The sequence below is a fragment of the Pseudomonas nitroreducens NBRC 12694 genome (assembly GCF_002091755.1).
GTDB classification, from domain to species: domain Bacteria; phylum Pseudomonadota; class Gammaproteobacteria; order Pseudomonadales; family Pseudomonadaceae; genus Pseudomonas; species Pseudomonas nitroreducens.
This window is the reverse complement of record NZ_BDAI01000002.1, coordinates 552,890-577,576: the sequence shown is the minus strand read 5'-3', so window position 1 is coordinate 577,576 and position 24,687 is coordinate 552,890. Positions and strand designations below refer to the sequence as shown.

Annotated in this window: 17 protein-coding genes; 1 reads left to right on the top strand and 16 read right to left on the bottom strand. The window is 65.9% G+C overall.

Annotation, left to right across the window (positions count from 1 at the left end; all coding sequences use genetic code 11):
* Positions 1-51 precede the first annotated feature (51 nt).
* The 5 genes from PNI01S_RS08475 to PNI01S_RS08455 all read right to left on the bottom strand — a co-directional run bounded on the left by PNI01S_RS08475 (position 52) and on the right by PNI01S_RS08455 (position 8,106).
* Positions 52-1,998 (bottom strand): hybrid sensor histidine kinase/response regulator, encoded by a 1,947-nt coding sequence (locus PNI01S_RS08475; RefSeq protein WP_084357822.1) that lies wholly within the window; start codon positions 1,996-1,998, stop codon positions 52-54.
* A gap of 74 nt (positions 1,999-2,072) precedes the next feature.
* The gene (locus tag PNI01S_RS08470; protein ID WP_024762499.1) at positions 2,073-3,236 is read right to left on the bottom strand and encodes a hybrid sensor histidine kinase/response regulator; all 1,164 of its coding nucleotides are present in this window, start codon (positions 3,234-3,236) and stop codon (positions 2,073-2,075) included.
* Complete coding sequence (locus PNI01S_RS08465) at positions 3,226-3,813, bottom strand: chemotaxis protein CheB (RefSeq protein WP_024762498.1); 588 nt, start codon at positions 3,811-3,813, stop codon at positions 3,226-3,228. The genes PNI01S_RS08470 and PNI01S_RS08465 overlap by 11 nt, the downstream gene beginning before the upstream one ends.
* Complete coding sequence (locus PNI01S_RS08460; protein WP_024762497.1) at positions 3,810-4,628, bottom strand: CheR family methyltransferase; 819 nt, start codon at positions 4,626-4,628, stop codon at positions 3,810-3,812. Before PNI01S_RS08460 ends, PNI01S_RS08465 begins: the two co-directional genes overlap by 4 nt.
* A 1-nt stretch (position 4,629) precedes the next feature.
* Positions 4,630-8,106: a response regulator gene (locus PNI01S_RS08455; protein ID WP_024762496.1), complete on the bottom strand. Its 3,477-nt coding sequence runs from the start codon at positions 8,104-8,106 to the stop codon at positions 4,630-4,632.
* 317 nt (positions 8,107-8,423) lie between these two features.
* Here PNI01S_RS08455 and PNI01S_RS08450 point away from each other — a divergent pair, with 317 nt between their 5' ends.
* A complete protein-coding gene (locus PNI01S_RS08450) occupies positions 8,424-10,946 on the top strand; it encodes an ATP-binding protein (protein ID WP_084357821.1) in 2,523 nt (840 codons plus the stop codon).
* A gap of 2 nt (positions 10,947-10,948) precedes the next feature.
* On the opposite strand, the gene PNI01S_RS08445 is transcribed toward PNI01S_RS08450, so the two are convergent.
* From PNI01S_RS08445 to PNI01S_RS08395, 11 genes are all read right to left on the bottom strand, one after another.
* On the bottom strand, positions 10,949-12,643 hold the full coding sequence (locus PNI01S_RS08445; protein WP_084357819.1) for a PAS domain-containing hybrid sensor histidine kinase/response regulator: 1,695 nt from the start codon (positions 12,641-12,643) through the stop codon (positions 10,949-10,951).
* Entirely contained in the window at positions 12,627-13,790 is a 1,164-nt protein-coding gene (ercA, locus tag PNI01S_RS08440; protein ID WP_024762493.1) for an alcohol dehydrogenase-like regulatory protein ErcA, read from the bottom strand. The genes PNI01S_RS08445 and ercA overlap by 17 nt, the downstream gene beginning before the upstream one ends.
* An 85-nt stretch (positions 13,791-13,875) precedes the next feature.
* On the bottom strand, positions 13,876-15,669 hold the full coding sequence (locus PNI01S_RS08435) for a S9 family peptidase (protein ID WP_084357817.1): 1,794 nt from the start codon (positions 15,667-15,669) through the stop codon (positions 13,876-13,878).
* Positions 15,670-15,671: 2 nt separating this feature from the next.
* Positions 15,672-16,820: a pyrroloquinoline quinone biosynthesis protein PqqE gene (pqqE, locus tag PNI01S_RS08430; protein WP_065083828.1), complete on the bottom strand. Its 1,149-nt coding sequence runs from the start codon at positions 16,818-16,820 to the stop codon at positions 15,672-15,674.
* On the bottom strand, positions 16,792-17,070 hold the full coding sequence (gene pqqD, locus PNI01S_RS08425) for a pyrroloquinoline quinone biosynthesis peptide chaperone PqqD (RefSeq protein WP_024762490.1): 279 nt from the start codon (positions 17,068-17,070) through the stop codon (positions 16,792-16,794). The genes pqqE and pqqD overlap by 29 nt, the downstream gene beginning before the upstream one ends.
* Positions 17,070-17,819 (bottom strand): pyrroloquinoline-quinone synthase PqqC, encoded by a 750-nt coding sequence (gene pqqC, locus PNI01S_RS08420; RefSeq protein ID WP_024762489.1) that lies wholly within the window; start codon positions 17,817-17,819, stop codon positions 17,070-17,072. The genes pqqD and pqqC overlap by 1 nt, the downstream gene beginning before the upstream one ends.
* Before the next feature lie 28 nt (positions 17,820-17,847).
* On the bottom strand, positions 17,848-18,762 hold the full coding sequence (gene pqqB, locus PNI01S_RS08415; RefSeq protein ID WP_084357815.1) for a pyrroloquinoline quinone biosynthesis protein PqqB: 915 nt from the start codon (positions 18,760-18,762) through the stop codon (positions 17,848-17,850).
* A 47-nt stretch (positions 18,763-18,809) separates the two neighbouring features.
* Positions 18,810-18,881: a pyrroloquinoline quinone precursor peptide PqqA gene (pqqA, locus tag PNI01S_RS08410; protein ID WP_003106462.1), complete on the bottom strand. Its 72-nt coding sequence runs from the start codon at positions 18,879-18,881 to the stop codon at positions 18,810-18,812.
* Between the two features lie 317 nt (positions 18,882-19,198).
* Positions 19,199-20,719: an acetaldehyde dehydrogenase ExaC gene (gene exaC / locus PNI01S_RS08405; RefSeq protein WP_084357814.1), complete on the bottom strand. Its 1,521-nt coding sequence runs from the start codon at positions 20,717-20,719 to the stop codon at positions 19,199-19,201.
* 774 nt (positions 20,720-21,493) lie between these two features.
* Positions 21,494-23,266 carry a methanol/ethanol family PQQ-dependent dehydrogenase gene (locus PNI01S_RS08400; protein ID WP_084357813.1) on the bottom strand — a complete coding sequence of 591 codons (1,773 nt, stop codon included), beginning with the start codon at positions 23,264-23,266 and terminating at the stop codon, positions 21,494-21,496.
* 472 nt (positions 23,267-23,738) lie between these two features.
* Positions 23,739-24,668: a quinoprotein relay system zinc metallohydrolase 1 gene (locus PNI01S_RS08395; protein ID WP_084357812.1), complete on the bottom strand. Its 930-nt coding sequence runs from the start codon at positions 24,666-24,668 to the stop codon at positions 23,739-23,741.
* Between the last annotated feature and the right edge of the window lie 19 nt (positions 24,669-24,687).

Genomic DNA, 24,687 nt, shown 5'->3' with positions numbered 1-24,687 from the left:
GCATTGGCAGTCCCTATTGGGCTGCGCCCGGGACTGGGAGGTTCGCTTTTTCTACCCGCCGCTTTTCACTCGCAACAGCAGTGCCAGCAACTGATCGCGATCGAACGGCTTGGGCAGGCTCAGCAACGAGTCGGCCAGGGTATCCACCCGTCCGGCGTAGCCAGTGGTAAGCACGCAGGTCAGCTCTGGATAGGACTGGCGCGCCTGCTGTATCAGCAGCATGCCGTCCATGTCCGGCATGGCGAAGTCGGTGATCATCAAATCGAACGCCGATTGCTCCAGCAACTGCAGGGCCGCTCGCGCCGAGTCGGTTCGCGCCGCCATGCAGCCGAGGTCGGCCAATAACGCGCTGGTGCCGGCCAGGACCAGCGCATCGTCATCCACCACCAGCACTCGCAGCGCCAATGGTTCGTTCGGTTCGGCCCGCACGACCGTTTGCGGGTCCTCCGCCACCTCCAGCCCCGCCTTCGGCTTCACCGCCGGCAACCAGATTTCCGCCGTAGTGCCCTGCCCCGGCGTACTGCGCAGCAGCAGCGCTCCACCCTGCTGCTGCGCCAGGCCGTGGACGATGGACAACCCCAGCCCGGTGCCCTTGCCGGTGGGCTTGGTGGTGAAGAAAGGCTCGGCGGCGCGACGCAGGGTATCCTCGTCCATGCCCTGTCCCGAGTCGGTCACAGCCAGGCACACGTACTCCCCCGGCGCCAGCTTGCCGCTCTGCTGCGGCCCGACGAGGGCGTTGCGTGCCGAAAAGGTGATGCGGCCACCGCCTGGCATGGCGTCCCGAGCGTTGGTGGCCAGGTTGATGATCGCCAGCTCCAGCTGGTTCTGGTCGCTCATCACGCAGTCCAGCTGAAGCGGAAAGCGGGTCTCCAGGCTGATGGTCGGGCCCAGGGAGCTGACCAGCAGTTCGCTCATGTCCTGCAGCAGCGCCGGCAGTTCGATCGGCTGCGGGAACAGCCGCTGCTTGCGGGCGAACGCCAGCATCCGCTGCGTCAGCTGGGCGCCACGGCGAGTCGCCTCCAGGGCATTGCGCCAGATGGTCTGGATCTTCTCATTATCCTTCGGTAACTGCCGTTCGAGCAGTTGAAGACCGCCGAGGATCACCGTCAGCAGGTTATTAAAGTCGTGGGCGACGCCACCGGTAAGCTGGCCCAGGGACTCCATCTTCTGCGACTGGATCAGCTCATCGCGAGCGCGCTCCAGCTCTTCCTGGGCGCGGCGCTTGTCGGTGATGTCGCGGGTGATCTTGGCATACCCCAGCAGCTTGCCGGTGTCGTCGAACACCGGATCAATGACGATATTGGCCCAGAAGCGCGAGCCGTCCTTGCGCATCTGCAAGCGCTCTTCCTCGTAGCGCCCCTCGGCCAGTGCAGTATCCAGGCTGGCCCGCGGGACGCCGGCCTGGCGGTCCTCGTCGCAGTAGAAACAATCGAAGCGGCGGCCGATGATTTCCTCCGGATGGTAGCCCTTGATTCGTTCGGCTCCGGAGTTCCAGCTGGTGACATTGCCCTCGGCATCGAGCATGTACAGGGCATAGTCGGTCACGCCATTGACCAGCAGGCGGAACTGCTGCTCGCTGCGCCGCAGGGCCAGCTCCGTCTCATGCTGTTCGGTGCGGTCACGGGTGATCTTGGCAAAGCCCAGCAACTCGCCTTCGCTGCTGCGGATGGCGTCGATCACGACGTGGGCCCAGAACGAACTGCCATCGCGGTGCAGGCGCCAACCTTCGCTCTCGTAACGGCCGACCCGCGCCGCTTCGCCCAGTGCCCGCTCGGGCAGGCCGGCCTCGCGATCAGTGGGCGTATAGAACCGCGAGAAATGCTCGCCGAGGATTTCATCGGCGGCGTAGCCCTTCAGCCGCTGAGCACCGGAGCTCCAGCTACTGACCCGACCATCGGGGTCGAGCATATAGATGGCATAGTCGGTTACCGCCTCGACCAGTAGGCGGTAGCGTGCGTCTTCGACGAGTTGGGCGGTGCTGGCAGTCTTTTCGGGCATGAAATCTGCTCTCTTGGCTCATTGGAGCAAAGCATAGGCTCAGGCACGTCACTTCGAATGCCGCCGGACGGCGCTCAATCCAACGGCAGGTAGACGCAGAACTCCGCCCCCTGCCCCGGCTCGCTGCGCACCTCGATGCGGCCGCCGTGGGCCTGGACGATCTGTTCGGAAATGAAGAGCCCAAGCCCCAATCCGGCGACGCGGGTTGCGCCGGCGCCGCGCTCGAACTGCTGGAAGATGCGACGCTGCTCCTCGGCGCTGATGCCATCGCCGTGGTCGCGTACGCAAAGCTGTGCCTGGCCCTCGTATACCGCAACCGTCACCTCGACCGGCTGGCCGGGGCCATAACGCAGGGCATTGCTGACCAGATTGCTGATCACCTGCTCGATACGGTACGTGTCCCACACACCCTCTACCCGCTCCAGCGCGCTCAGGCTCAAATCGCAGCCGACAGCCTGGGCCTGGATGGCAAAATTGCCCAGCACGCGGCGGGCAATGTCGGCGAGATCAGCCGCTTCCGGGCGGATCGACAGCTTGCCGGTGCGAATGCGCGAGACGTCGAGCATGTCCTCGATCAGCCGGGTCAGGCCGACCAGTTGTCGCTCGTCGCGCTCGAAGAGCACACCCAGGCGATCCTGGGCGAAGTGCTCCAGCTTGCCCTTGGCCAGCTGCAACCGGCGCAGCTGGGTATCCAGCATCAGACCATTGAGCGGCGTGCGCAGCTCGTGGGAGACGATGGACATGAAGTCATCGCGCATCTTCACCGCGCGCTGCAGCTCCACCTGGGTCTCGCGCAGCTCCGCAAGCAGCGCGTCCTGTTCGGCACGTGCCTGCTCCAGTACTTTGCGCTGGCGGTAGAGGTCGACGAAGACGTTCACCTTGCTGCGCACCGCGTGGTTGTCCAGCGGCTTGTAGAGGAAGTCCACCGCGCCGCTTTCATAGCCCTTGAACGCGTAATTCAGCTCGCGCCCGGCGGCAGTGACGAAGACGATGGGAATGTTCTTGGTGCGCTCGGTGCCCCGCATCAGCTCGGCCAGGGCGAAGCCGTCCATGCCGGGCATCTGCACGTCCAGCAGCGCCAGGGCGAACTCATGTTCCAGCAGCAGCGACAGCGCCTCGTCCGCCGAGGAGGCCTTGAACACCTCACGGCCCTCGCCCTTGATCAACGCTTCCAGTGCCAGCAGATTCTCCGGCAGGTCGTCGACGATCAGCAGTTTGCTTCCCTGGTTACGCAGCATGTCGGGGGCCCATTCGGAGCAGGAGCGCGTGAATCTCGCGCAAAGGGAGAATGTAGTCCGGGGCGTGCAGTGCAATGGCCGCTTCCGGCATGGTGGACACGGCGGCTTCGGCCGGGTCCTGGACGATGCTGAGACCGCCCTCGCGGTGGATGTGCGCAAGGCCTTCGGCGCCATCCTGGTTGGCGCCGGTCAGCAGGATGCCGGCCAGCGCGCCGCGGTAGGCATCCGCCGCCGAGTCGAAGAGGATGTCGATCGAGGGCCGGGAGAAGTTCCGCGGCGCCTCGCGGCTCAGGGCAAAGGTGAAATCCCGCTCGATGGACAGGTGGTAACCCGCCGCGGCGAAGTACAGCGTGCCCGCCTCAATCGGTGCCTTGTCGTGTGCCTCGCGCACCGGAATCTCCAGGCGCCGGGCGAACAGCTCGACCAATTGGCTCTCGTGGCTCTCGGGCAAGTGCAGAACCACCACCATGGGTAGGGCAAAGTCCGCCGGCAACCCGTCAAACAACTGGAACAAGGCATCCACGCCGCCCGCGGAGGCACCGATGACCACGGCCCGCACAGCTCGTTGCGTGTTCATCGCTTGCGGAACACCCGTTCGCGGCGGTTCACCACCTCGAACTCCGAGGCGAAGTCGGTGAAGTCCAGGCTTTCCTTGCTGCCCAGGCCGAGGAAGCCGCGGTGGCACAGCGATTCGTGGAACAGGCCGATGGCGCGGTTCTGCAACTGCCGGTTGAAATAGATCAGCACGTTGCGGCAGGAAATCAGGTGCGTCTCGGAGAACACGCTGTCGGTCGCCAGGCTGTGGTCGGCGAAGGTCACGTTGGCCCGCAGCATCTTGTCGAACAGCGCGCCGTCGTAGGCCGCCGTGTAGTAGTCCGAGAGCGAGCCCTTGCCGCCGGCGGCGCGATAGTTCGCGCTGGCCTGCGCCAGGTCGTCCACTGAGTAGATACCCCGCCGCGCCTGCTCCAGCGAGCGCGGATTGATGTCGGTGGCGTAGATCAGCGTGCGCTCCAGCAGCCCCTCTTCATGCAGGAGGATGGCCAGCGAATGGACCTCCTCACCCGTGCTGCAACCGGCCACCCACAGGCGCAGCGACGGATAGGTGCGCAGCACCGGCACCACCTCCTGGCGCAGCGCGAGGAAGTAGCTGGGGTCGCGGAACATCTCGCTCACCGAGATGGTGAGGTACTGCAGCAGCTCGTGGAATGCATGCGGGTCGTGCAGGATGCGCTCCTGCAACGCCGAGATACTGCGGCACTCGAACAGTTGGGTGGCATGCAGCACCCGGCGCTTGAGCGAGGTGCCGGAGTAGTCCCGGAAGTCGTAGCTGTACTTCAGGTAGATCGCCTCGATGAGGAGGCGCAGCTCGATGTCCTGGCTGCGATCAGGCATGTCAGATGCGCTCCAGCTTCGGTAACCAGACACGGATCAGGGAGAACAGACGGTCGAGGTCGATGGGCTTGGCCAGGTAGTCGTTGGCGCCGGCGCGCAGGCACAGCTCGTGGTCGTCCTTCATCGCCTTGGCGGTCACGGCGAGGATCGGCAGCTTCTTCCAGCGCGCGTCCTGGCGGATCAGGCGCGTCGCTTCGTAGCCGTCCATCTCCGGCATCATCACGTCCATCAGCACCAGGTCGATGTCGCCGACCTCAGCGAGTTTCTCGATGGCCTCGCGGCCGTTGCGCGCCACTTCCACGCGGGCGCCCTTGTGCTCCAGGGCACTGGTGAGGGCGAAGATATTGCGCACGTCGTCGTCCACCAACAGGATGCGCCGCTCCTCGAAGGCCCGGTCGCGATTGCGCGAGGTGCGCAGCATGCGCTGGCGCTCGCTGGAGAGTTGCGACTCGACCTTGTGCAGGAACAGCGTCACCTCGTCCAGCAGGCGCTCTGGCGAGCGCGCGCCCTTGATGATGATCGAGCGCGAGTACTTGAGCAGCTCGGCCTCCTCGTCGCGGGTCAGGTTGCGCCCGGTGTAGACGATCACCGGCGGGAAGGAGCAGATGTCCTCCTCGCCCATGCGCCGCAGCAACTCGTTGCCCTGCATGTCCGGCAGCTTCAGGTCGATGATCATGCAGTCGTAGATGTTCCTGCGCAGCAGCTCCAGGGCCTGCTCGCCCTGCTCCACCGCGGTGATCTCGATGTCGTCGTCGCCGATCAGTCGCGAGACGCTGTCGCGCTGCAGCGGGTCGTCCTCCACCAGCAGGATGCGCTTGACCTCCTGGGTCAGCTTCGCCTCCAGCTTGCCGAACACCTCGCGCAGTTGCTCGCGGGTGGTGGGTTTGAGGGCATAGCCGATGGCGCCCAGGTGCAGGGCCGCTTCGCTGCGATCCTCCACGGACACCACGTGCACCGGCACATGGCGGGTACGCGGGTTGGCCTTCAGGCGTTGCAGCACGGCGAGGCCGGATTCGTCGGGCAGGTGCATGTCCAGCAGGATGGCGTCGGGACCGTGCTCGTCGGCCAGGCGCAGGCCCTCCTCGGCGCCCATCGCCACCAGGCAGCGATAGCCCAGCTCGTGGGCCAGGTCGTAGAGGATGCGGGCGAATTTCGGTTCGTCCTCCACCACCAGCACGCAGCGCTGACCGATATTGAGCTGCTCGCGGTCATCGGCAAAGGCAGCGGCGACGGGCGCATGGACCACCGGCGGGGTCATCGGGACTGGCGCTGCGGGGACGACCGGCGCGGGTGTGCTGGCCACATCGGTTTCGACCGGCGCCTCGTAGTTCAACGGCAGCAACAGGCTGAACACGCTGCCTTCGCCCGGTTGGCTGCTGACGATGATGCTGCCGCCCAGCAGGTGCGCCAGGTCGCGGGAAATCGACAGGCCCAGGCCGGTGCCGCCGTAACGGCGGGTGGTGGCGCCGTCCGCCTGCTGGAAGGCCTCGAAGATGCGCTGCAGCTGGTCTTCGGCGATGCCAATGCCGCTATCGCGCACGTCGAAGCGCAGCCCCTCGGGCGCGGCGCTGACACGCAGCGAGACTTCGCCGGCATCGGTGAACTTGAAGGCGTTGGACAGCAGGTTCTTGAGGATCTGCTCGACCCGCTGACGGTCGCTGAACAGCAGTGCCGGAGTATCTTCGGCGACTTCGGCGACGAAGCGCAGGCCCTTGTCGTCGGCCTGCGGGCGGAACAGCCCCTCCACCGCTTCGACCAGGCGTCGCACGCTGGCATTCTCCGGGCGCACCTCCAGCTTGCCGGCCTCGACCTTGGAGATGTCGAGGATGTCATTGATCAGGTTGAGCAGGTCATTGCCGGCGCCATAGATCGACTCGGCGAACTTCACCTGCTCGTCGTTGAGATTGCCGTCCTCATTGTCCGCCAGCAGGCGCGCCAGGATCAGCGAGCTGTTGAGCGGGGTGCGCAGCTCGTGGGACATGTTGGCGAGGAACTCTGACTTGTAGCGGCTGGCGCGCTGCAATTCGTCGGCACGCCGCTGCAGGTCCAGGCGTGCCTGGTTCAGCTCGGTGTTCTTGCCATCGAGGTCATCGCGCTGCGCGGCCAGCTCCTGGGCCTGCTCGGCGAGGCGCTCGTTGGTCTGCTCCAGCTCGGCCTGTTGCGCCTCGAGGTGCGCCTGGGACTCCTTGAGCACCCGCGACTGTTCTTCCAGCTCCTCGTTAGCCGTCTTCAGCTCTTCCTGCTGGACTTGCAGCTCTTCATTGAGCTGCTGGGTCTCCGCCAGTAGATCCTGCTGGCGCTGGCGGTACTGAGCCGAGGCGATGGCGCTCCCCAGGGGCTCGGCGACGTTCTGCAGGAAGGCCTGGTCGCGCTCCTCCAACTGGCGCAGAAAACCCAGCTCCAATACACCGACAACGCCGCCATCGTTAAGCAGCGGCAGCATCGCCACGCTCACCGGCTGGCCATTGCCCAATGCCGAATTGACCTTCAGGTAATCCGGCGGCAGGCCGTCTACCATACGCAGCTTGCGCTGACGAGCGGTTTGGGCGATCAGGCTTTCGCCCGGGGCGAAATAGTCCTCGCCCAGCGCATGGGCGGCGAACCCGAAGGTGCCGGTCAAGCGCAGCCCGCCGTGATCATCACGCACGTACAGCGCCCCCACCGGGGACGCGACGAATTCACCCAGGAAGTCCATCAGACTGCGTCCCAGATTCGGCAGCGACTGCTGACCGATCAGTTGCTCGCCCAGACGACTCTGACCGTCGCGCAGCCAGGCTTGACGCTGCAGTTGTTCGTTGTGCAGCACCTGGCGACGCAGGGATTCGGCGTAGGAATCGGACAGGCTGACCAACTGCCGGCGCCCGAAGTACGCCAGCAGCGTGCCGACCACGATGCTGAACACCAGGTACAGTACAACCACCCCGGTCGACAGGCTGGTGGCGAACTGGTTGCGGTCGTGGCGCAGTTGCTGCTCGGTGTTGATCAACGAGGCGTACTGGGCGCGGATCGCGTCCATCATGCTCTTGCCGCGCCCGGCCTTGATCGCGTCGGAGGTATCCTCGCCCTGGCGGCGCTGCTCGATCATCTGCTGGGCGAAGGTCATCCACTCGCCCTGCATCGAGGTCAGGCGCGAGACCCGCTCGACCTGTGGCGGGTTGTCGGCGACCAGCTCCGAGAGGCTCTTCAGCCCGGCGTTGATCCGTGGCCGTGCCTGTTCCAGCGGTTCGAGGAAGCGCGGATCGCCCGTGATCAGGAAGCCGCGCAGGCCGCTCTCCTGGTCGACGCTCAGCCGCTGCATCTCGTTGGCGCTGGAGATCACCCGGTCGGTGTGCTCGACCCAACCGAGCACATTCAGCATGTACAGGATCAGCCCGATGAACAGCACCGCGCCCAACAGGCAGATGCCCAACGGCAGGGCCATGTTGCGCGCAAGGATGCGGCGGAAGGCGCTTTCGTCGGCGACGGGTTTCTGGTTCATACAGACGAATTCCCTGTTGGCTGCCCTTCCTGGATGCGGTCCGCCACCGGGGTGGCGCCTGCGACAGAGGCCAGGTAAGTACTTGAAGTTATTGTAAGAACATTCGTAAAACAGCAGAAATAATAACGCGAAGAGTTGTAGGCTACCTACCCAGCTGGCGAATTGACACGCGTTCTTGTGGGACGTTCGATCTATTTTCGACAGGGCTCGCCGCCGGAGCGCAAAAAAGTGGAATTTTCTTCCGCCGGGCGTTTCCAACCCCTGATAGGGAATTGTTGATCAACACTGTACGAAGGATCAGACGCAGGGTCTGCTCGATGCCAAGCTCTCCCGGGGAAACCTCAAGGTCACCCGCGCCGTTCACCGGTGACCTCCTCAACAGCAGCGCCATGGCGCCGCTGATCCGCCAGCACGACTGGGCGGCAACGCCGCTCGGCCCGATGGACCAGTGGCCGGCCACGCTCAAGGGCATCCTCGAGGTAGGCCTCAACTCGCGCCTGCCGGTGTGCATCTACTGGGGCCCGGAATTCGTCCTGCTGTACAACGACGCCTGGAGCGTCATACCCGGCGACAAGCACCCCGCCTGCCTGGGGCAGCCGGCGCGGGTCGCCTGGTCGGACATCTGGTCGATCCTCGACCCCATGTACAACGGCATCCTGCAGACCGGTGTCGCCGCCCATGAGGAAGACCGCCTGCTGCCCATGGTGCGTTTCGGCTATGTCGAAGAAGCCTACTTCACCTACAACGTCAGCCCTATCTTCGGGCCGGACGGCAAGCCCGTCGGCCTGTTCAATACCGCCGTGGAGACCACCGGCAACGTCATCCAGCAACGCCGTCAGCGCCTGTTGACCCGCCTCGCCGAGCGTCTTGGCCAGGCCGATGAGATCACCCAGGTCTGCGCCCAGGCCCTTGCCCTGCTCGCCGAAGCCGCCCATGACGTGCCGTTCTGCCTGCTCTACCACGCCGGCACTCTGCTCGGCGCCTGCGGCACCGATGCCAGCGACCGCTTCGTCCCGGCGCGGCTGACGGCCGACGATGACCCGCTGCACCTGTTCAACGGCCTGCAGCAGCCGCACCAGTCGCCGCTGGGCAGTCAGTACGCGCGCGCGTTCGCGCCCTGGCCGGAAGTGCTCGACAGCACCTACGCCACCCCCTTGGACGGCCATGCCGACAGCCTTGCGGTGTTCGGCATCAGCCCGCGCCGGCGGCTGGACGAAAGCTACGCCAGCTTCTTCAACGATCTGGCCGCCCTGCTCGGCCATGCCCTGGCCGCTGCCCGCCAGCGCGCCGAGGAGCGGCGGATCAAGGAAGCGGTGCAGGAGGAAGCGCGCCAACGCACCCAGGAGCGCGACCGCGTGTGGGCCATGAGCCAGGACCTGCTCTGCGTGCTCGATCACCGGGGCGTGCTGCGCAGTGTCAACCCGGCGTGGAGCAGCCTGCTGGGCTGGAGTGAAGAGCAGCTCAGCGGCCGCAACAGCGAGGAGCTCGTGCATCCCGACGACCTGGCGTCCAGCATCGGCACCCGCGCCACCCTCGCCCGCGGCGAGCGCCTGCAGCACTTCGAGAACCGCATGCGCCACGCCGATGGCAGCTACCGCTGGATTTCCTGGCATGCCAGCGAAGACAACGGTCTGATCTACGGCTGCGGCCGCGACGTCACCGAACAACGTCGCGCCGCTGAACTGCTCGAACAGGCGCAGTCCGCCCTGGCCAATGCCCAGCGCATGGAGGCGGTCGGCCAGCTCACCGGCGGCATCGCCCACGACTTCAACAACCTGCTGGCGAGCATCCGCTTCAGCCTCGACCTGATCACCCGCCGCGCGCCGGCCAGCGCTCAACCCGAGCTTGACCACATCCTGCATGCCGCCACCCAGGCCACCGAGCGCGCCGCCGAGCTGACCCACAACCTGCTCGCCTTCGCGCGCCGCCAGGCGCTGGCCATGCACCCGGTGGACCTCGGCCAGCAGTTGCGCCAGTGGCAGGACGAACTGAGCGAGCGCGCCGGCCCGGATGTCGCAGTGGAGCTGAGCCTGAAAGAGACGCACAGCGTGCTGACCGACCGCGACCAGTTGCACAAGGCCATGCTCCACCTCGTGGACAATGCCCGCGACGCCATGCCGGGCGGCGGACGCCTGGACATCGTCCTGCAGCGGCACACGTTCAGCAGTGGCGACCATGACCTGCCGGCCGGCGACTACCTCGCCCTCGCCCTGCAGGACAATGGCCTGGGCATGAGCGAAGCGACCCGCACCCACGTTTTCGACCCCTTCTTCACCACCAAGGGCATCGGCCCCAACAGTGGCCTGGGCCTGTCGATGGTCTACGGCTTCATCAAACAGTCCGGCGGGCATATCCGCCTGCGCAGCGAGCCCGGCCAGGGCACCTGCGTCACACTCTATTTCCCGAGAGGCTCCACCGTGGTCGACATCCCCCAGATTCCTGCAACTCCCGCCGCAACCGCCAACCAGCAACTCTGTGTCCTGGTCGTCGAAGACAACGACCTGGTACGCATGCTCACCGTGGAGGTACTGGAGGAAATCGGCTATCAGGTGCTGCAGGCCGAGGATGCCGAAGAGGCGCTGCCGGTCCTGCAGGGCGACACTGCCATCGACCTGCTGCTCACCGATGTCGGCCTGCCGGGCATGAATGGCGAAGAGCTGGCCGCCGCCGCGCGGGAGGCCCGACCGGAGCTACCGATCCTGTTCGCCACCGGCTTCGCCGAGATCGTCCACATCGACGGCAGCGAGCTGGCCACGCGCATGTCGATGATCGCCAAACCCTTCTCCATCGACGCGCTGCGCGACAAGGTCAACGGCATGCTGGGGCGCAAGGACGGTTGAGTTCAGTTGCTGAGCAAAAGGCTCAGCGCCGCGCGGAGCTTGCCCGGCTTCACCGGTTTGTTCAGCAGCGGCATGCCCAGCCTTTGCAGGGCGCGGCGGCAGTCGTCGCTGCGGTCGGCGGTGATCATCACCGCCGGCAGTTCACGCTGGAAATACTCGCGCAACCCGCGTACCGCCTCGCAGCCGGTGCCTCCATGGTCGAGGTGGTAGTCGGCCAGGATCACCTCCGGCGCCTTGCCATCCAGCGCCTTCAGCGCTTCCTCGTAGTTCGTCGCCGACAGCACCTGGCACCCCCACTGCCCAAGCAACGCGGCCATGCTGGCGAGGATTGCCTCTTCGTTGTCGATGACCAGCAGGCGCCGTCCCGGCAGCGGGTCGCCGGTGACCGGACGCGGGCCGCTCTCGACCCGGCCCGGGTGCTGCAGGTCGCGCGCGAGCGGCACTTCGATGGCAAACACCGAACCACGCCCAGGCACCGAGCGTACCTGCACGCGACAACCAAGGATGCCGGCGATGCGATCGACAATGGCCAGCCCCAGCCCGACCCCCCTGCGGTTCGCCGCGCGGCCGGCATCGAGCTGGTTGAATTCGAGGAAGATCGCTTGCAGCTGGTCCGCCGGAATCCCGCGCCCGGTGTCCCAGACTTCCAGACGCAGGTTATCGCCGCGTCGACGCGCCGCCAGCATCACGCTGCCCCGCTCGGTGTAGCGGCAGGCGTTGCTGAGAAGGTTGCGCAGGATACGTGACAGCAGGCGGTGATCAGTGCGCACGGCCACCACGGGAATCCGTGAGCGCAGGCGCAGGCCGGCGGCTCGCGCCACCTCGTCGAATTCGGAAACCAATGGGCCGAGCAGCTCGCCCAGCGGGTAAACGTCCAGGTCCGGGCGGATCGCGCTCTGGTCCAGCCGGGCAATCTCCAGCAGATCAGTGAGCAGATCCTCGGCACCTTCCAGCGCCTGGTGCGTGCGCTCCACCAGCACCTGCTCGGCGTTTGGCAGCTTGCGTTCGCGCAGAGTGGAGACCAGCAGACGCGCGGCATTGAGCGGTTGCAGCAGATCGTGGCTGGCGGCGGCCAGGTACTTGTCCTTGCTGTTGTTGGCCGCCTCGGCGGCGTCGCGCGCCTCGCGCAACTGCTGGTTCAGGCCTTCCAGCTCGCGGGTGCGTGCGGCGACGCGCTGCTCCAGTTCCTCGTTGAGGCTCTGCAGGCGCTGCTGGGCCTGGACGCGTTCGGTGATGTCGGCGACGAAGCCTTCCACCAGTCCTTCTTCATCGGGCTTGATCAGCAGGTTCATCAGCACGATGACGTGGCTACCATCGCGGCGACGCAGGCGCGTCTCATAACCGAACAGGCCATCGCGCTCGCGCAACAGCGTCAGGATGCGGCGCATCTCCGCTTCGCCCTCGACGAACAGCTGGCTGGCCATGTCCGGGAGGCTCCACAACACCTGCTGCGGATCGTCGTAGCCGAGCATCCGCGCCAGCGCCGGGTTGGCGGCGCGCAGGCCCTGGCTCAGGCTGGCCTGGAAGATGCCGTGGACGGCGTGCTCGAACAGCCATTTGTAGCGGTTGCGCTCGGTTTCCAGCTCGTCCAGGCGCGCCACCAGTTCCGGGTAATGGCTCTTGCGTGCGGAATGGCTGCCCAGCCCGAGCAACCCGGCCAGGGCTTGTTGTTGCTGCTCGTCAGAGGGCCTCGCCATATACCACCTCGACATCGCGCAGGCTGGATTCGCGAGGATTGGTGAGGATGCACGGGTCCTGCATGGCATGGCGCGAGAGGAACGGAATATCCGAACTGCCAACGCCATGCAGGCCGAGGCTTTCGTGGAAGCCCACGGCGTTCTTCAGGGCGATCAGGTGTTCCACCAGGCGCTGGCGGATCTGTGCGTGGTTCATGCCGCGGCAGTCGATGCCGAAGGTCTCGGCAATCACCTTGAAGCGCTCGGGAGCGGCGCTGTAGTTGAAGGCCACCACGTGTTCCACCAGCACGGCATTGCACAGCCCGTGCGGCAGGTCGAGGTAGCCGCCCAGGCTATGGGACATGGCGTGCACCGCGCCGAGGATCGCGTTGGAGAACGCCAGCCCGGCCTGCATGCTGCCCAGCATGATCTTCTCGCGCAGGACGATGTCCGCCGGATTGGCGATCATCTGCACCAGATTACCGTTGATCAGCCGCATCGCCTCCAGCGCGTGGGGGTCGGTGAGGGGGCCATGGCCGGTGGAGACGAAGGCCTCGATGGCATGCACCAGGGCGTCGATGCCGGTACAGGCAGAGAGGAACGGGTCCATGGTCAGGGTGGTTTCCGGGTCGATCAGCGACACGTCGGGCACCACTGCCTTGCTGACGATGGAGAACTTCATCCGCTCGTCCTGGTTGGAGATGATCACGAACTGCGAGACGTCCGCCGAGGTGCCGGCGGTAGTGGGAATCAGGATCAGCGGCGGGCTGGGCACACGCAGGGTGTCCACGCCCTCGAACTCGAGGATATTGCGGCCGTGGGCGGCGACGATGCCAATGCCCTTGGCGCAGTCCATCGGGCTGCCGCCGCCGACCGCGACTATCACGTTGCAGCCTTCGCTGCGGTAGACCTCGGCGCCGCGCATCACTTCTTCGACACGCGGATTGGGCGAGACCTCGGTGTAGCGGCAGAAGGGAATGTCCTGGGCGGCCAGGCTGGCTTCGATATCGGCGACCCAGCCGGCGGCAACCACGCCCGGGTCTGACACCACCAGCACCTTGCGGGCGCCGAAGGTTTTCACGTAATTGGCGACATTGTGCCGGCATCCGGCACCGAAAATGATCTCTGGCGAGACGAATTTGCGCAGCTGGCTGAGCTCGTGGGACATCGGGGGCTCTGTCGTTATTGTTATGGGATATTTCCGGCAGCCTACTGTATCCGTCAGGTATTGCAATGCGACCTTGGCAGACGATTCAGACGTCCAGTAGCGCCTGGTAAAAGCGCCACTCGGCCTCCAGCGCGTGGGCGAGGTTGGCGGCCTGGCGGAACCCATGACGTTCTCCGGCATAGCGGTGCACCGCCACCGGCAGGCCGCGCCGACGCAGCGACTCGACCATGGCATCGGTCTGCGCCGGCACCACCACCGCGTCCAGTTCACCCTGGAAGAAGATCACCGGTGCCTTGATCTGCCCGGCCAGCAGCACCGGGGTGCGCTCGCGGTAACGCCCGGCGTCCTGCTGCGGATCGCCGATCAGCCAGTCCAGGTAGTCCGCCTCGAACTTGTGGGTCACCCGCGCCAGTGCCTGCGGATCGCTGACGCCATACAGGCTGGCGCCCCCGCGCAGTCCCTCCAGCCGCGCCAGCGCCATCAGTGCGCTATAGCCGCCGGCACTGGCGCCACGCACGAAGACACGCTGGCGATCGATGCGCCCGGCGTTGCCGAGGTAATCCAATGCTGCGCCAATGTCTTCCACTTCCACCCGGCCCCAGCCCAGGTGCAGGCGTTCGCGATAGGCACGGCCGTAGCCGCTGCTGCCGCGATAGTTGATATCCGCGACGGCAAAGCCGCGGCGTGTCCAGAACTGGATGCGCCCGTCGAACACCGGGTAGCTGGCCGAGGTCGGCCCGCCATGCAAGAAGACCACCAGCGGAGGCGTTTCCGGGTTGCCGTGGGCTGGATAGAAGAAACCGTGACCACATTCGTCTTCGCCCACCGGGTAATGGAAGGCCTCGCCACGGGACAGCTCTGCCTCGGGTAGCGGCTTCTCACCACCGGATAACACCTGGGTGGAGCCATCCACCCGGCGGATGGCCAGCAGCGTCGGCAAGCGATCCGGTGCGGCGGCGATGCAATAGAAGTGGAGCTCATCCGCCGCCAGCGCGCGAAAACGGCTGTACTCCGGCGCGAGCCGGCGCTCGCCACCGCGTGCGTCGTAAAGCACCAGCACGCCGCGTCCTTCTTCGTAGCGCGTCGCCAGCAGTTGCCCACGCGACAACGGCAGGAAGGTGTGCCCGCCCAGTTGCCAGGGCGCGCCGGCGTGATCGGCGGCGGCGCACGGCAAGGCACCCAGTACCTCGTGGTACGGCTGCCAGTAGCCGGCACAGTCGCTCAGCCAGTGCAGGCGCCCATCCTCGGCAAAGCGCGGCTGCTGGATGGACTCGTGGCGGGCCTGCCCGGCCAGGCAGCGCTCTTCGCCGGCGAAGGACTCGCACAGGCGGGTGCGCGTCCAGGGCTGGTGCGGGCGATCCCACTCCACCCAGGCGATACGCTCGCCATTGCGCTCCGCCACCGGCGATGCGTAGAAGTCCGCGCCGAAGGCCATCACCCGGCGCCGGCCATCGGCGTCGAGACGAACAATACGATGGCTCACCCCGGCGCTACCGTTCTCCTCTTCCACCGCCAGGAGTGCATTCCATGCCGGAACGAAGTGGAGGTCGCCGTAGCGGCAATCTTCGCGGTGGGTAATCGGCCTTGGCGTGCCGCCCAGGCGCAACCAGTACACCTGCTGGTCGCCCTCCTCCACCCAGGCTACGCCGTCGGCAGTTGGGCAGCAGGAGCCGCCGCCGTACTCGTAGACGCGACTGCGTACCGAAGCGCCCGGTGGCGTCAGTTCGCGGCTCTGTCCTTCGCGGCGCAGGAACAGGCGGCAACGCGCACTGACAGGGTCGAACGCGGCCCACAGCAATCCGCCGTGGGCCACGTGCAGCTCGGCAAAGTCCCCCGCGGCGGCTACCGCGCGCTCGGCGCTCCAGTCGCTGTCGTGCATCCTCAGGCCTTGCAGATCAGCTGCGAGGCCCGCTCGTTGCGCAGGGTCAGCGCGCTGAGTGGCATGGCGGCGGTTTCCGCCTCGCGGCGGGCATCGAGGATGATCCCGTGGCGGGCAGACTTGGCGCACACCGGATCGGTGGCTTCGGCATCGCCGGTAAGCAGGAAGGCCTGGCAGCGGCAGCCACCGAAGTCGCGTTCCTTCTCGTCGCAGGACCGGCACGGCTCGGGCATCCACGCATCACCGCGGAAGCGGTTGAAGCCGAATGACTCGTACCAGATGTGCTGCAGGCTGTGCTCGCGCACGTTGGGGAACTTGACCGGCAGTTGTCGCGCGCTGTGGCACGGCAGCGCGGTGCCGTCCGGAGTGACGTCGAGGAACACGCTGCCCCAGCCGCCCATGCAGGCCTTGGGGCGCTCCTCGTAGTAGTCCGGCACCACGAAGATCAGCTTGCACGGGTTGCCGGCGGCGGCCAGGCGCTCGCGGTATTCGGCGGTGACGCGTTCGGCCCGCTGCAGCTGTTCGCGGGTCGGCAGCAGGCCGGCGCGGTTCAGCTCGGCCCAGCCGTAGAACTGGCAGGTGGCGAGCTCGACGAAGTCCGCCTCCAGCTCGATGCACAGCTCGATGATGCGGTCGATGCTGTCGATGTTGTGCCGGTGGGTGACGAAGTTCAGCACCATCGGGTAGCCGTGGGCCTTTACCGCGCGGGCCATGGCGAGCTTCTGGGCGAACGCCTTGCGCGAGCCGGCGAGCAGGTTGTTCACCTCCTCGTCGGCGGCCTGGAAGCTGATCTGGATATGGTCGAGCCCGGCGTCGGCGAACTCCTTCAGGCGCTTCTCGTTGAGGCCGATGCCGGAGGTGATCAGGTTGGTGTAGAAACCCAGCCCACGCGCAGCGGCGATCAGCTCGGCGAGGTCCTGGCGCACCAGCGGCTCGCCGCCGGAAAAGCCCAGCTGCGCCGCGCCCATCTCGCGGGCCTGGCGGAACACCTCGATCCACTGCGCGGTGCTCAGCTCTTCGCCGCCCCTGGCGAAGTCCAGCGGGTTGGAACAGTACGGGCACTGCAGCGGGCAACGGTAGGTCAGCTCGGCCAGCAGCCAGAGCGGTGGCCCTACCGGCGCCTCAGCGCAGTTCGATCCAGAATTGCGCATGGGCCACCTCGAGGAATGCCAGGATGTCTTCGTCGATGCCCGGCACGCCGGGGAAATCGGCACGCAGACCATCGATGATGCCGGCGACGTCGGCCTGCCCGTCGACCCGACCGAGAATCGCCCCGGCGCTGTCGTTGAGCTTCACCATCCCTTCAGGATAGAGCAGCACGTGGCAACCCTGGGCCGGCTCGAACTGCAGGCGGAAACCCCGGCGCAGCGCCGGGATGCTGTCCAGCGAAGGCAGACTCATCACAGCAACCCCCTGTGCCATACGCGCTCGGCCGTTACCGTGTGGTACGGCGGGCGCTGCAGTTCATAGGCCATGCTCATGGCGTCGAGCATGCTCCAGAGCACATCGAGCTTGAATTGCAGGATTTCCAGCATGCGCTCCTGGGCCTCGCGGGTGCGGTAGTGCTCCAGGGTGATGCGCAGGCCGTGCTCGACGTCGCGGCGCGCCTGCGACAGGCGCTTGCGGAAGTAGTCGTAGCCGCAGGCATCGATCCACGGGTAGTGCTGCGGCCAGCTGTCCAGGCGCGACTGGTGGATCTGCGGGGCGAACAGTTCGGTCAGCGAACTGCTGGCCGCTTCCTGCCAGCTGGCGCGGCGGGCGAAGTTGACGTAGGCGTCCACGGCGAAGCGCACGCCGGGCAGCACCAGTTCCTGGGACAGCACCTGCTGGCGGTCCAGCCCCACGGATTCGGCCAGGCGCAGCCAGGCCTCGATGCCACCCTCTTCGCCGGGCGCGCCGTCGTGGTCGAGGATGCGCTGCAGCCATTCGCGGCGTACGTCGCGGTCCGGGCAGTTGGCGAGGATCGCCGCATCCTTGAGCGGGATGTTCACCTGGTAGTAGAAGCGGTTCGCCACCCAGCCCTGGATCTGCTCACGGGTCGCGCGGCCTTCGTACATGGCCACGTGGTACGGGTGGAAGATGTGGTAGCAGGCGCCCCTGGCGCGCAGTGCCTGCTCGAATTCGGCGGGGCTCATGGCTTCGCGGGTCATCGCGAGGTTCCTTCTGGAAAAAGAGCCATCAAAGGAAAATCCCCATCCCGTCGAATGCCACCTCGATGCCGCGCGCGTCCAGTTCGGCGCGTTCGGGCGAGGCGATGTCGAGGATGGGATTGGTGTTGTTGATATGGATGAGCACCTTGCGCGGGCCGTCGATGCTATCCAGCACCTCGATCATGCCGCCAGGGCCGCTCTGGGCCAGGTGGCCCATCTCGCTGCCGAGCTTGTCGCCCACCTCGCAGACGCGCATTTCGTCGTCGCGCCAGAGCGTGCCGTCCACCAGCAGGCAGTCGGCACGGCGCATCCAGGCCAGCAAGCCGTCGTCCACCTGGCCCAGACCGGGCGCGTAGAACAGCTTGCCGCCGGTAGCGGTGTCTTCGACGAACAGGCCGATGTTGTCGCCCGGATGCGGGTTGCCCCGGTGCGGCGAGTACGGCGGTGCGCTGCTGCGCAGGGCGATGGCGGTGATGCGCAGGCCCGGGCAGGCCGGGATGACGAAGGGCTCGGCATCCAGCTCGATGAGGTTGTGCTTCAGCCCGCCGTTCCAGTGCGACAGCATGGGGAACAGCGGGAAGCCGGTGGACAGGTCCTGGTGGACCATCTCCGTACACCACACCTCGTGCGGGCAGCCTTCGCGCAGGCTGAGCAGGCCGGTGGTGTGGTCGATCTGGCTGTCCAGCAGGACGATGGCGGCAATCGCCGAATCGCGCAGGCGCCGCGCCGGCTGCAGGGCCGGGAAGGACGCCAGCTGGGCGCGGATATCGGGGGATGCGTTGCAGAGAATCCAGCTCTCGCCGTCGTCGGATAGCGCGATGGAGGATTGCGTGCGTGGCTGCGCGATCACGCTGCCGTCGCGTACACCGCGACAGTTGCGGCAATTGCAGTTCCACTGGGGAAAGCCGCCACCGGCGGCCGACCCGAGAATTCGGATGTGCATGACAGTGCCCCGTGGGCAGGGGCCCCGGCGGACCGGGGCGCAGTGGATCAGCGGTTGGCGAAGTACAGGGTCACTTCGAAGCCAAGGCGCAGGTCGGTGAAGCTAGGCTTGGTCCACATGGGTCTGTCCTCTTTCTTGTTGGAAGGCACCGGAAGAACCGGCAAGGTCGAGTTAAACACCAGGGTCAGGCTCCCCGAATGATACTTTCGAAGGAGATTCCCCCCTGATTTGGTAGCGGGCCGCGGCCAGAGAAAAAAAGAAAACGCGGCCGGAGCCGCGTTCGACGAAGGCCGTCACCCGTGGAATGGGTACGGAAGCGGACGGCCGCCCGATCGGGCGCGTCGACACAAGGGATGCCCGGTGGAGTGCCAGGCGGGGTACAGCGCAAAGGGCCGGCGGACCTGATGGGGGAAGGTCCGCCGGGTTATTGCAAGGGTTAGAAGAAGCCCAGCGGATTGATGTCGTAGCTCACCAGCAGGTTCTTGGTCTGCTGGTAGTGGTCGAGCATCATCTTGTGGGTTTCGCGGCCGACGCCGGACTTCTTGTAGCCGCCGAACGCGGCGTGGGCCGGGTACAGGTGGTAGCAGTTGGTCCACACGCGGCCGGACTGGATGCCACGCCCCATGCGCCAGGCGCGGTTGATGTCGCGGGTCCAGACGCCGGCGCCAAGGCCGAACTCGGTATCGTTGGCGATCGCCAGGGCTTCCGCCTCGTCCTTGAAGGTAGTCACGCCCACCACCGGGCCGAAGATTTCCTCCTGGAACACGCGCATGCCGTTGTGCCCCTTGAGCAGGGTCGGCTGGATGTAGTAACCGCTGGCCAGGTCGCCCTCCAGCCGCTCGCTGGAGCCGCCGGTGAGCAGCTCGGCGCCTTCGCTTTGGGCGATGTCGAGGTAAGAGAGGATCTTCTCGTACTGTTGCTGCGAAGCCTGGGCGCCGACCATGGTGTCGGTGTCCAGCGGGTTGCCGCGCTTGATTACCTTGATCTTCTTCAGCACCTCGGCCATGAACGGCTCGAAGATCGACTCCTGCACCAGCGCCCGTGACGGGCAGGTGCAGACCTCGCCCTGGTTGAAGAACGCCAGCACCAGGCCCTCGGCGGCCTTCTCGATGAACGCCGGCTCGGCGTTCATGATGTCCTCGAAGAAGATGTTCGGGCTCTTGCCGCCCAGTTCCACGGTGGACGGGATGATGTTCTCCGCCGCGCAGTGGAGGATGTGCGAGCCGACCGGGGTCGAGCCGGTGAAGGCGATCTTGGCGATGCGCTTGCTGGTGGCCAGCGCCTGGCCGGCTTCCTTGCCGAAGCCCTGGACGATGTTCAGCACGCCCGGCGGCAGCAGGTCGCCGATGATCTCGGCCAGCAGCATGATCGACAGCGGCGTCTGCTCGGCCGGCTTGATCACCACGCAGTTGCCGGCGGCCAGGGCCGGCGCGAGTTTCCAGGCAGCCATCAGCAACGGGAAGTTCCACGGGATGATCTGCCCGACCACGCCCAGCGGCTCGTGGATGTGGTAGGCGACGGTGTTCTCGTTGATCTCGGCGGCACCACCTTCCTGCGCCCGGATGCAGCCGGCGTAGTAACGGAAGTGGTCGGCGGCCAGCGGCACGTCGGCGTTCAGGGTCTCGCGCACGGCCTTGCCGTTGTCCCAGGTTTCGGCGACGGCCAGTTGCTCGAGGTTCTGTTCGATACGGTCGGCGATCTTCAGCAGGATCAGCGCGCGGTCCTGCACCGATGTGCGACCCCAGCTATCGGCGACGGCATGGGCGGCATCCAGGGCGAGTTCGATGTCCTCGGCGGTGGAGCGCGGGAATTCGGCGATGATTTCGCCGTTCACCGGCGAGGTGTTGCTGAAGTACTGGCCCAGCACCGGCGCAACGAACTCGCCGCCGATGTAGTTGCCGTAGCGCGGTTTGAGGGTGACGACGGCGCCGGGGGTTCCGGGTGCGGCGTAGATCATGGGGATGCTCTCCTGTCGGGTCCCGGCCTCCATCGGCCAGGTCATGGAGCGATCTTAGGCAGCGCCCTTCCCGGCCCGGAATGCACCCATGGGAGGGATGGGTTCCTCATTTGGTAGTAGATGCCGGGGCATGGAAGTTCGTAGTAGCGGACCCATGGGGCGTGCCTACAGGTTTACTCGGACGCTTGGCTCTCGCAGGAGTGGGGCTTCTACGCGATGCTTTTGTTGGTGCTTGATTGCTTCAGCGTCGCTTCGGCATACGCAGAACTGTAGGAGCGAGCTTGCTCGCGAACCGTTAGGCAAGGAGCTGAATGCTCTATGCCGCTTTGGCTTTGGGGGTTCGGCACCGCCTCAGCGTGCGCACGGATCTCTTGTTTCGCTCCCTCGGGCGAGTCCCTTTTGTCAAACGTCGGATAGCCGCCCTCACAAAAGGGACCAAAAAGTCTCGCCCCTCCATCCGGCTTTTCGCTTCGCGAAAAGTACCCCCGGTTCTTCGGAGTTCCAGGGGCCCGCTGCGAAGGGCCATCCCTGGCCCATCGCAGCTCTCGCGACATCCATGTCGCTCAACCCCTGAAACTCCGATCACCTTCGGCCTCCTGAAAGGGGCACTCCGGAGCGTGCGGATGTTTCTCTGGAAATGTTGAAGAGCCAGAGCTAGAGCTGACTTCGGCGATCGAATGCAGGAGCGGACCATGCTCGCGAACGGCGTCGTTAGACACCACAAAAACAAAGGGCCGACTCAACGGCCGGCCCTCTGATCACCTCACAGCACCATCACTTCTTGGCGACGAGATCCTTGGGCAGCTTGAAGGTCCAGATCATCCCGCCCTGGTCCAGGTCCTTGATGCGCTTGGCCACCTCGCCGCCCCACAGCGGCACCGCGCCGCCCCAGCCGGAGAGCACGGTGACGTACTGCTCGCCGTCCATTTCCCAGGTGATCGGCGAGGCGATCACGCCCGAGCCGGTGTTGAACTCGTAAAGTTTCTTGCCGGTCTTGGCGTCGAAGGCCATCAGATAGCCCTCGGGGTTGCCGGTGAACACCAGGTTGCCGTGGGTCGCCAGCACGCCGCCCCACAGCGGCGCGTAGTTCTCGTAGCGCCAGACCTGCTTGCCGGTCTTCGGATCGATGGCACGCAGCACGCCGATGTACTTCTCGTTCAACGGCTTGATGGTGAAGCCCGCGCCGAGGTAAGCCGCGCCCTTCTTGTAGGCGATGTTCTCGTTCCACATGTCCATGCCCCATTCGTTGGACGGCACGTAGAACAGCCCGGTGTCCTGGCTGTAGGCCATGGGCATCCAGTTCTTGCCGCCGAGGAAGGACGGCGCAACGAACACCGAGCTGCCCTTCTCGCCGCCCTCACCCGGCGCACCCGGACGGTGGGCGTCGTCGTAGATCGGCCGGCCGTCCTTATCCAGGCCCTTGGCCCAGGTCACCTTGTCGACGAAGGGGAAGCCACGGATGAACTTGCCGTTGGTGCGATCGAGCACGTAGAAGAAGCCGTTACGGTCGGCGGTGGCAGCCGCCTGCACGGTCTTGCTGCCGTCCTTGTAGTCGAAGGACACCAGCTCGTTCACACCGTCGAAGTCCCAGCCGTCGTGCGGGGTGGTCTGGAAGTGCCACTTGATCGAGCCGTCTTCGGGGTTCAGCGCCAGGCGCGAGGAGGAGTACAGGTTGTCACCAGGGCGCAGGTGCGAGTTCCACGGCGACGGGTTGCCGGTGCCGATGAACAGCGAGTCGGTGCTCGGGTCGTAGTAGCCGCCCAGCCACGGCGCCGCGCCGCCGGTCTTCCACAGGTCACCCGGCCAGGTCTTGCCCGCCTCGCCGCCGGAGATGCCGTTCTCCACGGCCTTGCCGTCCTTGTAGACGTAGCCCATGTGGCCTTCCACGGTCGGGCGGCTCCACAGCAGCTCGCCGTTGGTGGGGTTGTAGGCCTCGATCTTGCCGACCACGCCGAACTCGCCGCCGGCCACGCCGGTAATCAGCTTGCCCTTGGCGATCAGCGGTGCGGCGGAGATGGAGTAGCCGGCCTTGTAGTCGGCCACGGTCTTCTTCCACACCACCTTGCCAGTGTCCTTGTTCAGGGCGACCAGCTTGGCGTCGAGGGTGCCGAAGATCACCAGGTCGCCATACAGCGCCACGCCACGGTTGATCACGTCGCAGCAGGGCATGATGCCGTCAGGCAGGCGCGCGTCGTACTGCCAGAGCTTGCGACCGGTGCGCGCATCGGCGGCGAACACCCGCGAGTAGGAGGCGGTGACGTACATCACGCCGTCCTTGATCAGCGGTTGCGCCTGCTGGCCGCGCTGCTTCTCGCCGCCGAAGGACAGCGCCCACACCGGCCGCAGCTCCTTCACGTTATCGCTGTTCAGCGTGTTCAACGGACTGAAGCGCTGGCCCTGCTGGTTGATGCCGTTGACCACGACCTGGTCGGTGCGCTTGGCGGCATCACTGATGTCCTGGTCGGTGACGCCGGCGTGGGCGCCCAGGCTGGCCAGGCCGATGGCGGTGAACAGCACGGTGCGGGCGAAAGGTTGAAGCTGTCTCATGGCGGTGCGCCTCTGCGATTGTTGTTGTACCCGGGAAAATTTCCCGGTCTGTCGCAGATTCTTGGTTTGGCACGGCAGGCCAACAATTGAACGCAGTGCCGAATTTCCTAGTTCCTTGGTAGCAATACCGGGCTGCCGAGCCGCGAAATTCGAGGCATTTACGGGCTGGATGGGAGAGCCTTGCCCCTGTAGGAGCGAGCTTGCTCGCGAAGCGGATTCCCCGGCCACTGCGTTGTCTGAACGGGGTTCCGAGCCCCTCACCCCAGCCCTCTCCCAGGGGGAGAGGGAGCCGTTCGGCGCGAGGGGCGAAAACAGGAATGCATCCTGCTGGAAGGTTCGCGAGCAAGCTCGCTCCTACAGGAAGAGCAGATCGGAGCGGCGAGCAGCAAAGCCGCTCCAGACAGCCCCCTCTCCCTCCGGGAGAGGGCTGGGGTGAGGGCCTGTCCGCGCACCGAAACCTCCGCAGAAATGGCTATTGCTCATCGACGCGCGGCAGAGCCTTCTGCTCATAGCGCGGATACAGGTGGCTGACGCTGCGGATCAGCTCATAGCGCGTCAGGCTGATGCCGGCGAAACGGTCCGGAATCGGCGTGCGCAGCAGGTCGTTCATGTCCGCGCCCTGGGCGATGCCGTCACGCATCACAGTGTCGAGCCAGCCGAGGTAGTCGCGCATCTGCGCAAACGGCGCGGCATCCGCGGCGATGGGGCCATGGCCGGGGACGATCTGTTTCCACGGCAGCTGCTGCAGGGTATCGAGGTCACCCAGCCACACATCCAGGCCGGGACTGTTCGGCGTGGTCAGTGCGCGCTGGTAGAAGACGATATCCCCGGCGAACAGCACGCCGGTGGTTTCGTCGAGAATCGCCAGGTCCGCGCCAGTGTGCCCGCGCAAGCCCAGCAGGCGGAAGCGGTGGCTGCCCATCTGCCATTCACCGGGCTCCACCGCCTCGGTGGGCAGCACGACCTCGGTGCCACGCATCCAGTCGCCGATCAGGCGGTACATGTTCTCCGCCATGGCGTTGCCCTGCTCTTTCAGCAATTTGCTGGTGCCGGCCAGCGCGCCGATGGGCAGGTCGGTGAAGGCCTGGTTGCCCAGCACGTGGTCAGGGTGATGGTGGGTCAGCAGGACGCGTTTCACCGGCTTGCCGGTGGTCTGCTGGATCAGCGCACGCAGGGCTTCGCCATAGCGCCTTGAAGGACCGCTGTCGATCACCAGCACGCCGTCGCCGGTGTCGATGAAGGCGACGTTGACGATGGCGCCACCGTTGTCCTTGGCAAAGTTGTCAGTGCTGCCTTCCACCACCCAGGTGCCCTCGGCGATCTGCCGGGGCTGAAGGTGGTACTGCAGGTCGGCCAGTGCCGGCAGGCACAGGCACGCGAGGGCGATCAGGAGGAAACGCATGGGCACCTCGTTGGCGCAG

Bases quoted from the DNA above. Each gene is read 5' to 3' on its own strand.
- PNI01S_RS08475 (WP_084357822.1), bottom strand. From the start codon at position 1,998: ATGCCCGAAAAGACTGCCAGCACCGCCCAACTCGTCGAAGACGCACGC.
- PNI01S_RS08470 (WP_024762499.1), bottom strand. From the start codon at position 3,236: ATGCTGCGTAACCAGGGAAGCAAACTGCTGATCGTCGACGACCTGCCG.
- PNI01S_RS08465 (WP_024762498.1), bottom strand. From the start codon at position 3,813: ATGAACACGCAACGAGCTGTGCGGGCCGTGGTCATCGGTGCCTCCGCG.
- PNI01S_RS08460 (WP_024762497.1), bottom strand. From the start codon at position 4,628: ATGCCTGATCGCAGCCAGGACATCGAGCTGCGCCTCCTCATCGAGGCG.
- PNI01S_RS08455 (WP_024762496.1), bottom strand. From the start codon at position 8,106: ATGAACCAGAAACCCGTCGCCGACGAAAGCGCCTTCCGCCGCATCCTT.
- PNI01S_RS08450 (WP_084357821.1), top strand. From the start codon at position 8,424: ATGCCAAGCTCTCCCGGGGAAACCTCAAGGTCACCCGCGCCGTTCACC.
- PNI01S_RS08445 (WP_084357819.1), bottom strand. From the start codon at position 12,643: ATGGCGAGGCCCTCTGACGAGCAGCAACAACAAGCCCTGGCCGGGTTG.
- ercA (WP_024762493.1), bottom strand. From the start codon at position 13,790: ATGTCCCACGAGCTCAGCCAGCTGCGCAAATTCGTCTCGCCAGAGATC.
- PNI01S_RS08435 (WP_084357817.1), bottom strand. From the start codon at position 15,669: ATGCACGACAGCGACTGGAGCGCCGAGCGCGCGGTAGCCGCCGCGGGG.
- pqqE (WP_065083828.1), bottom strand. From the start codon at position 16,820: ATGCGCAATTCTGGATCGAACTGCGCTGAGGCGCCGGTAGGGCCACCG.
- pqqD (WP_024762490.1), bottom strand. From the start codon at position 17,070: ATGAGTCTGCCTTCGCTGGACAGCATCCCGGCGCTGCGCCGGGGTTTC.
- pqqC (WP_024762489.1), bottom strand. From the start codon at position 17,819: ATGACCCGCGAAGCCATGAGCCCCGCCGAATTCGAGCAGGCACTGCGC.
- pqqB (WP_084357815.1), bottom strand. From the start codon at position 18,762: ATGCACATCCGAATTCTCGGGTCGGCCGCCGGTGGCGGCTTTCCCCAG.
- exaC (WP_084357814.1), bottom strand. From the start codon at position 20,719: ATGATCTACGCCGCACCCGGAACCCCCGGCGCCGTCGTCACCCTCAAA.
- PNI01S_RS08400 (WP_084357813.1), bottom strand. From the start codon at position 23,266: ATGAGACAGCTTCAACCTTTCGCCCGCACCGTGCTGTTCACCGCCATC.
- PNI01S_RS08395 (WP_084357812.1), bottom strand. From the start codon at position 24,668: ATGCGTTTCCTCCTGATCGCCCTCGCGTGCCTGTGCCTGCCGGCACTG.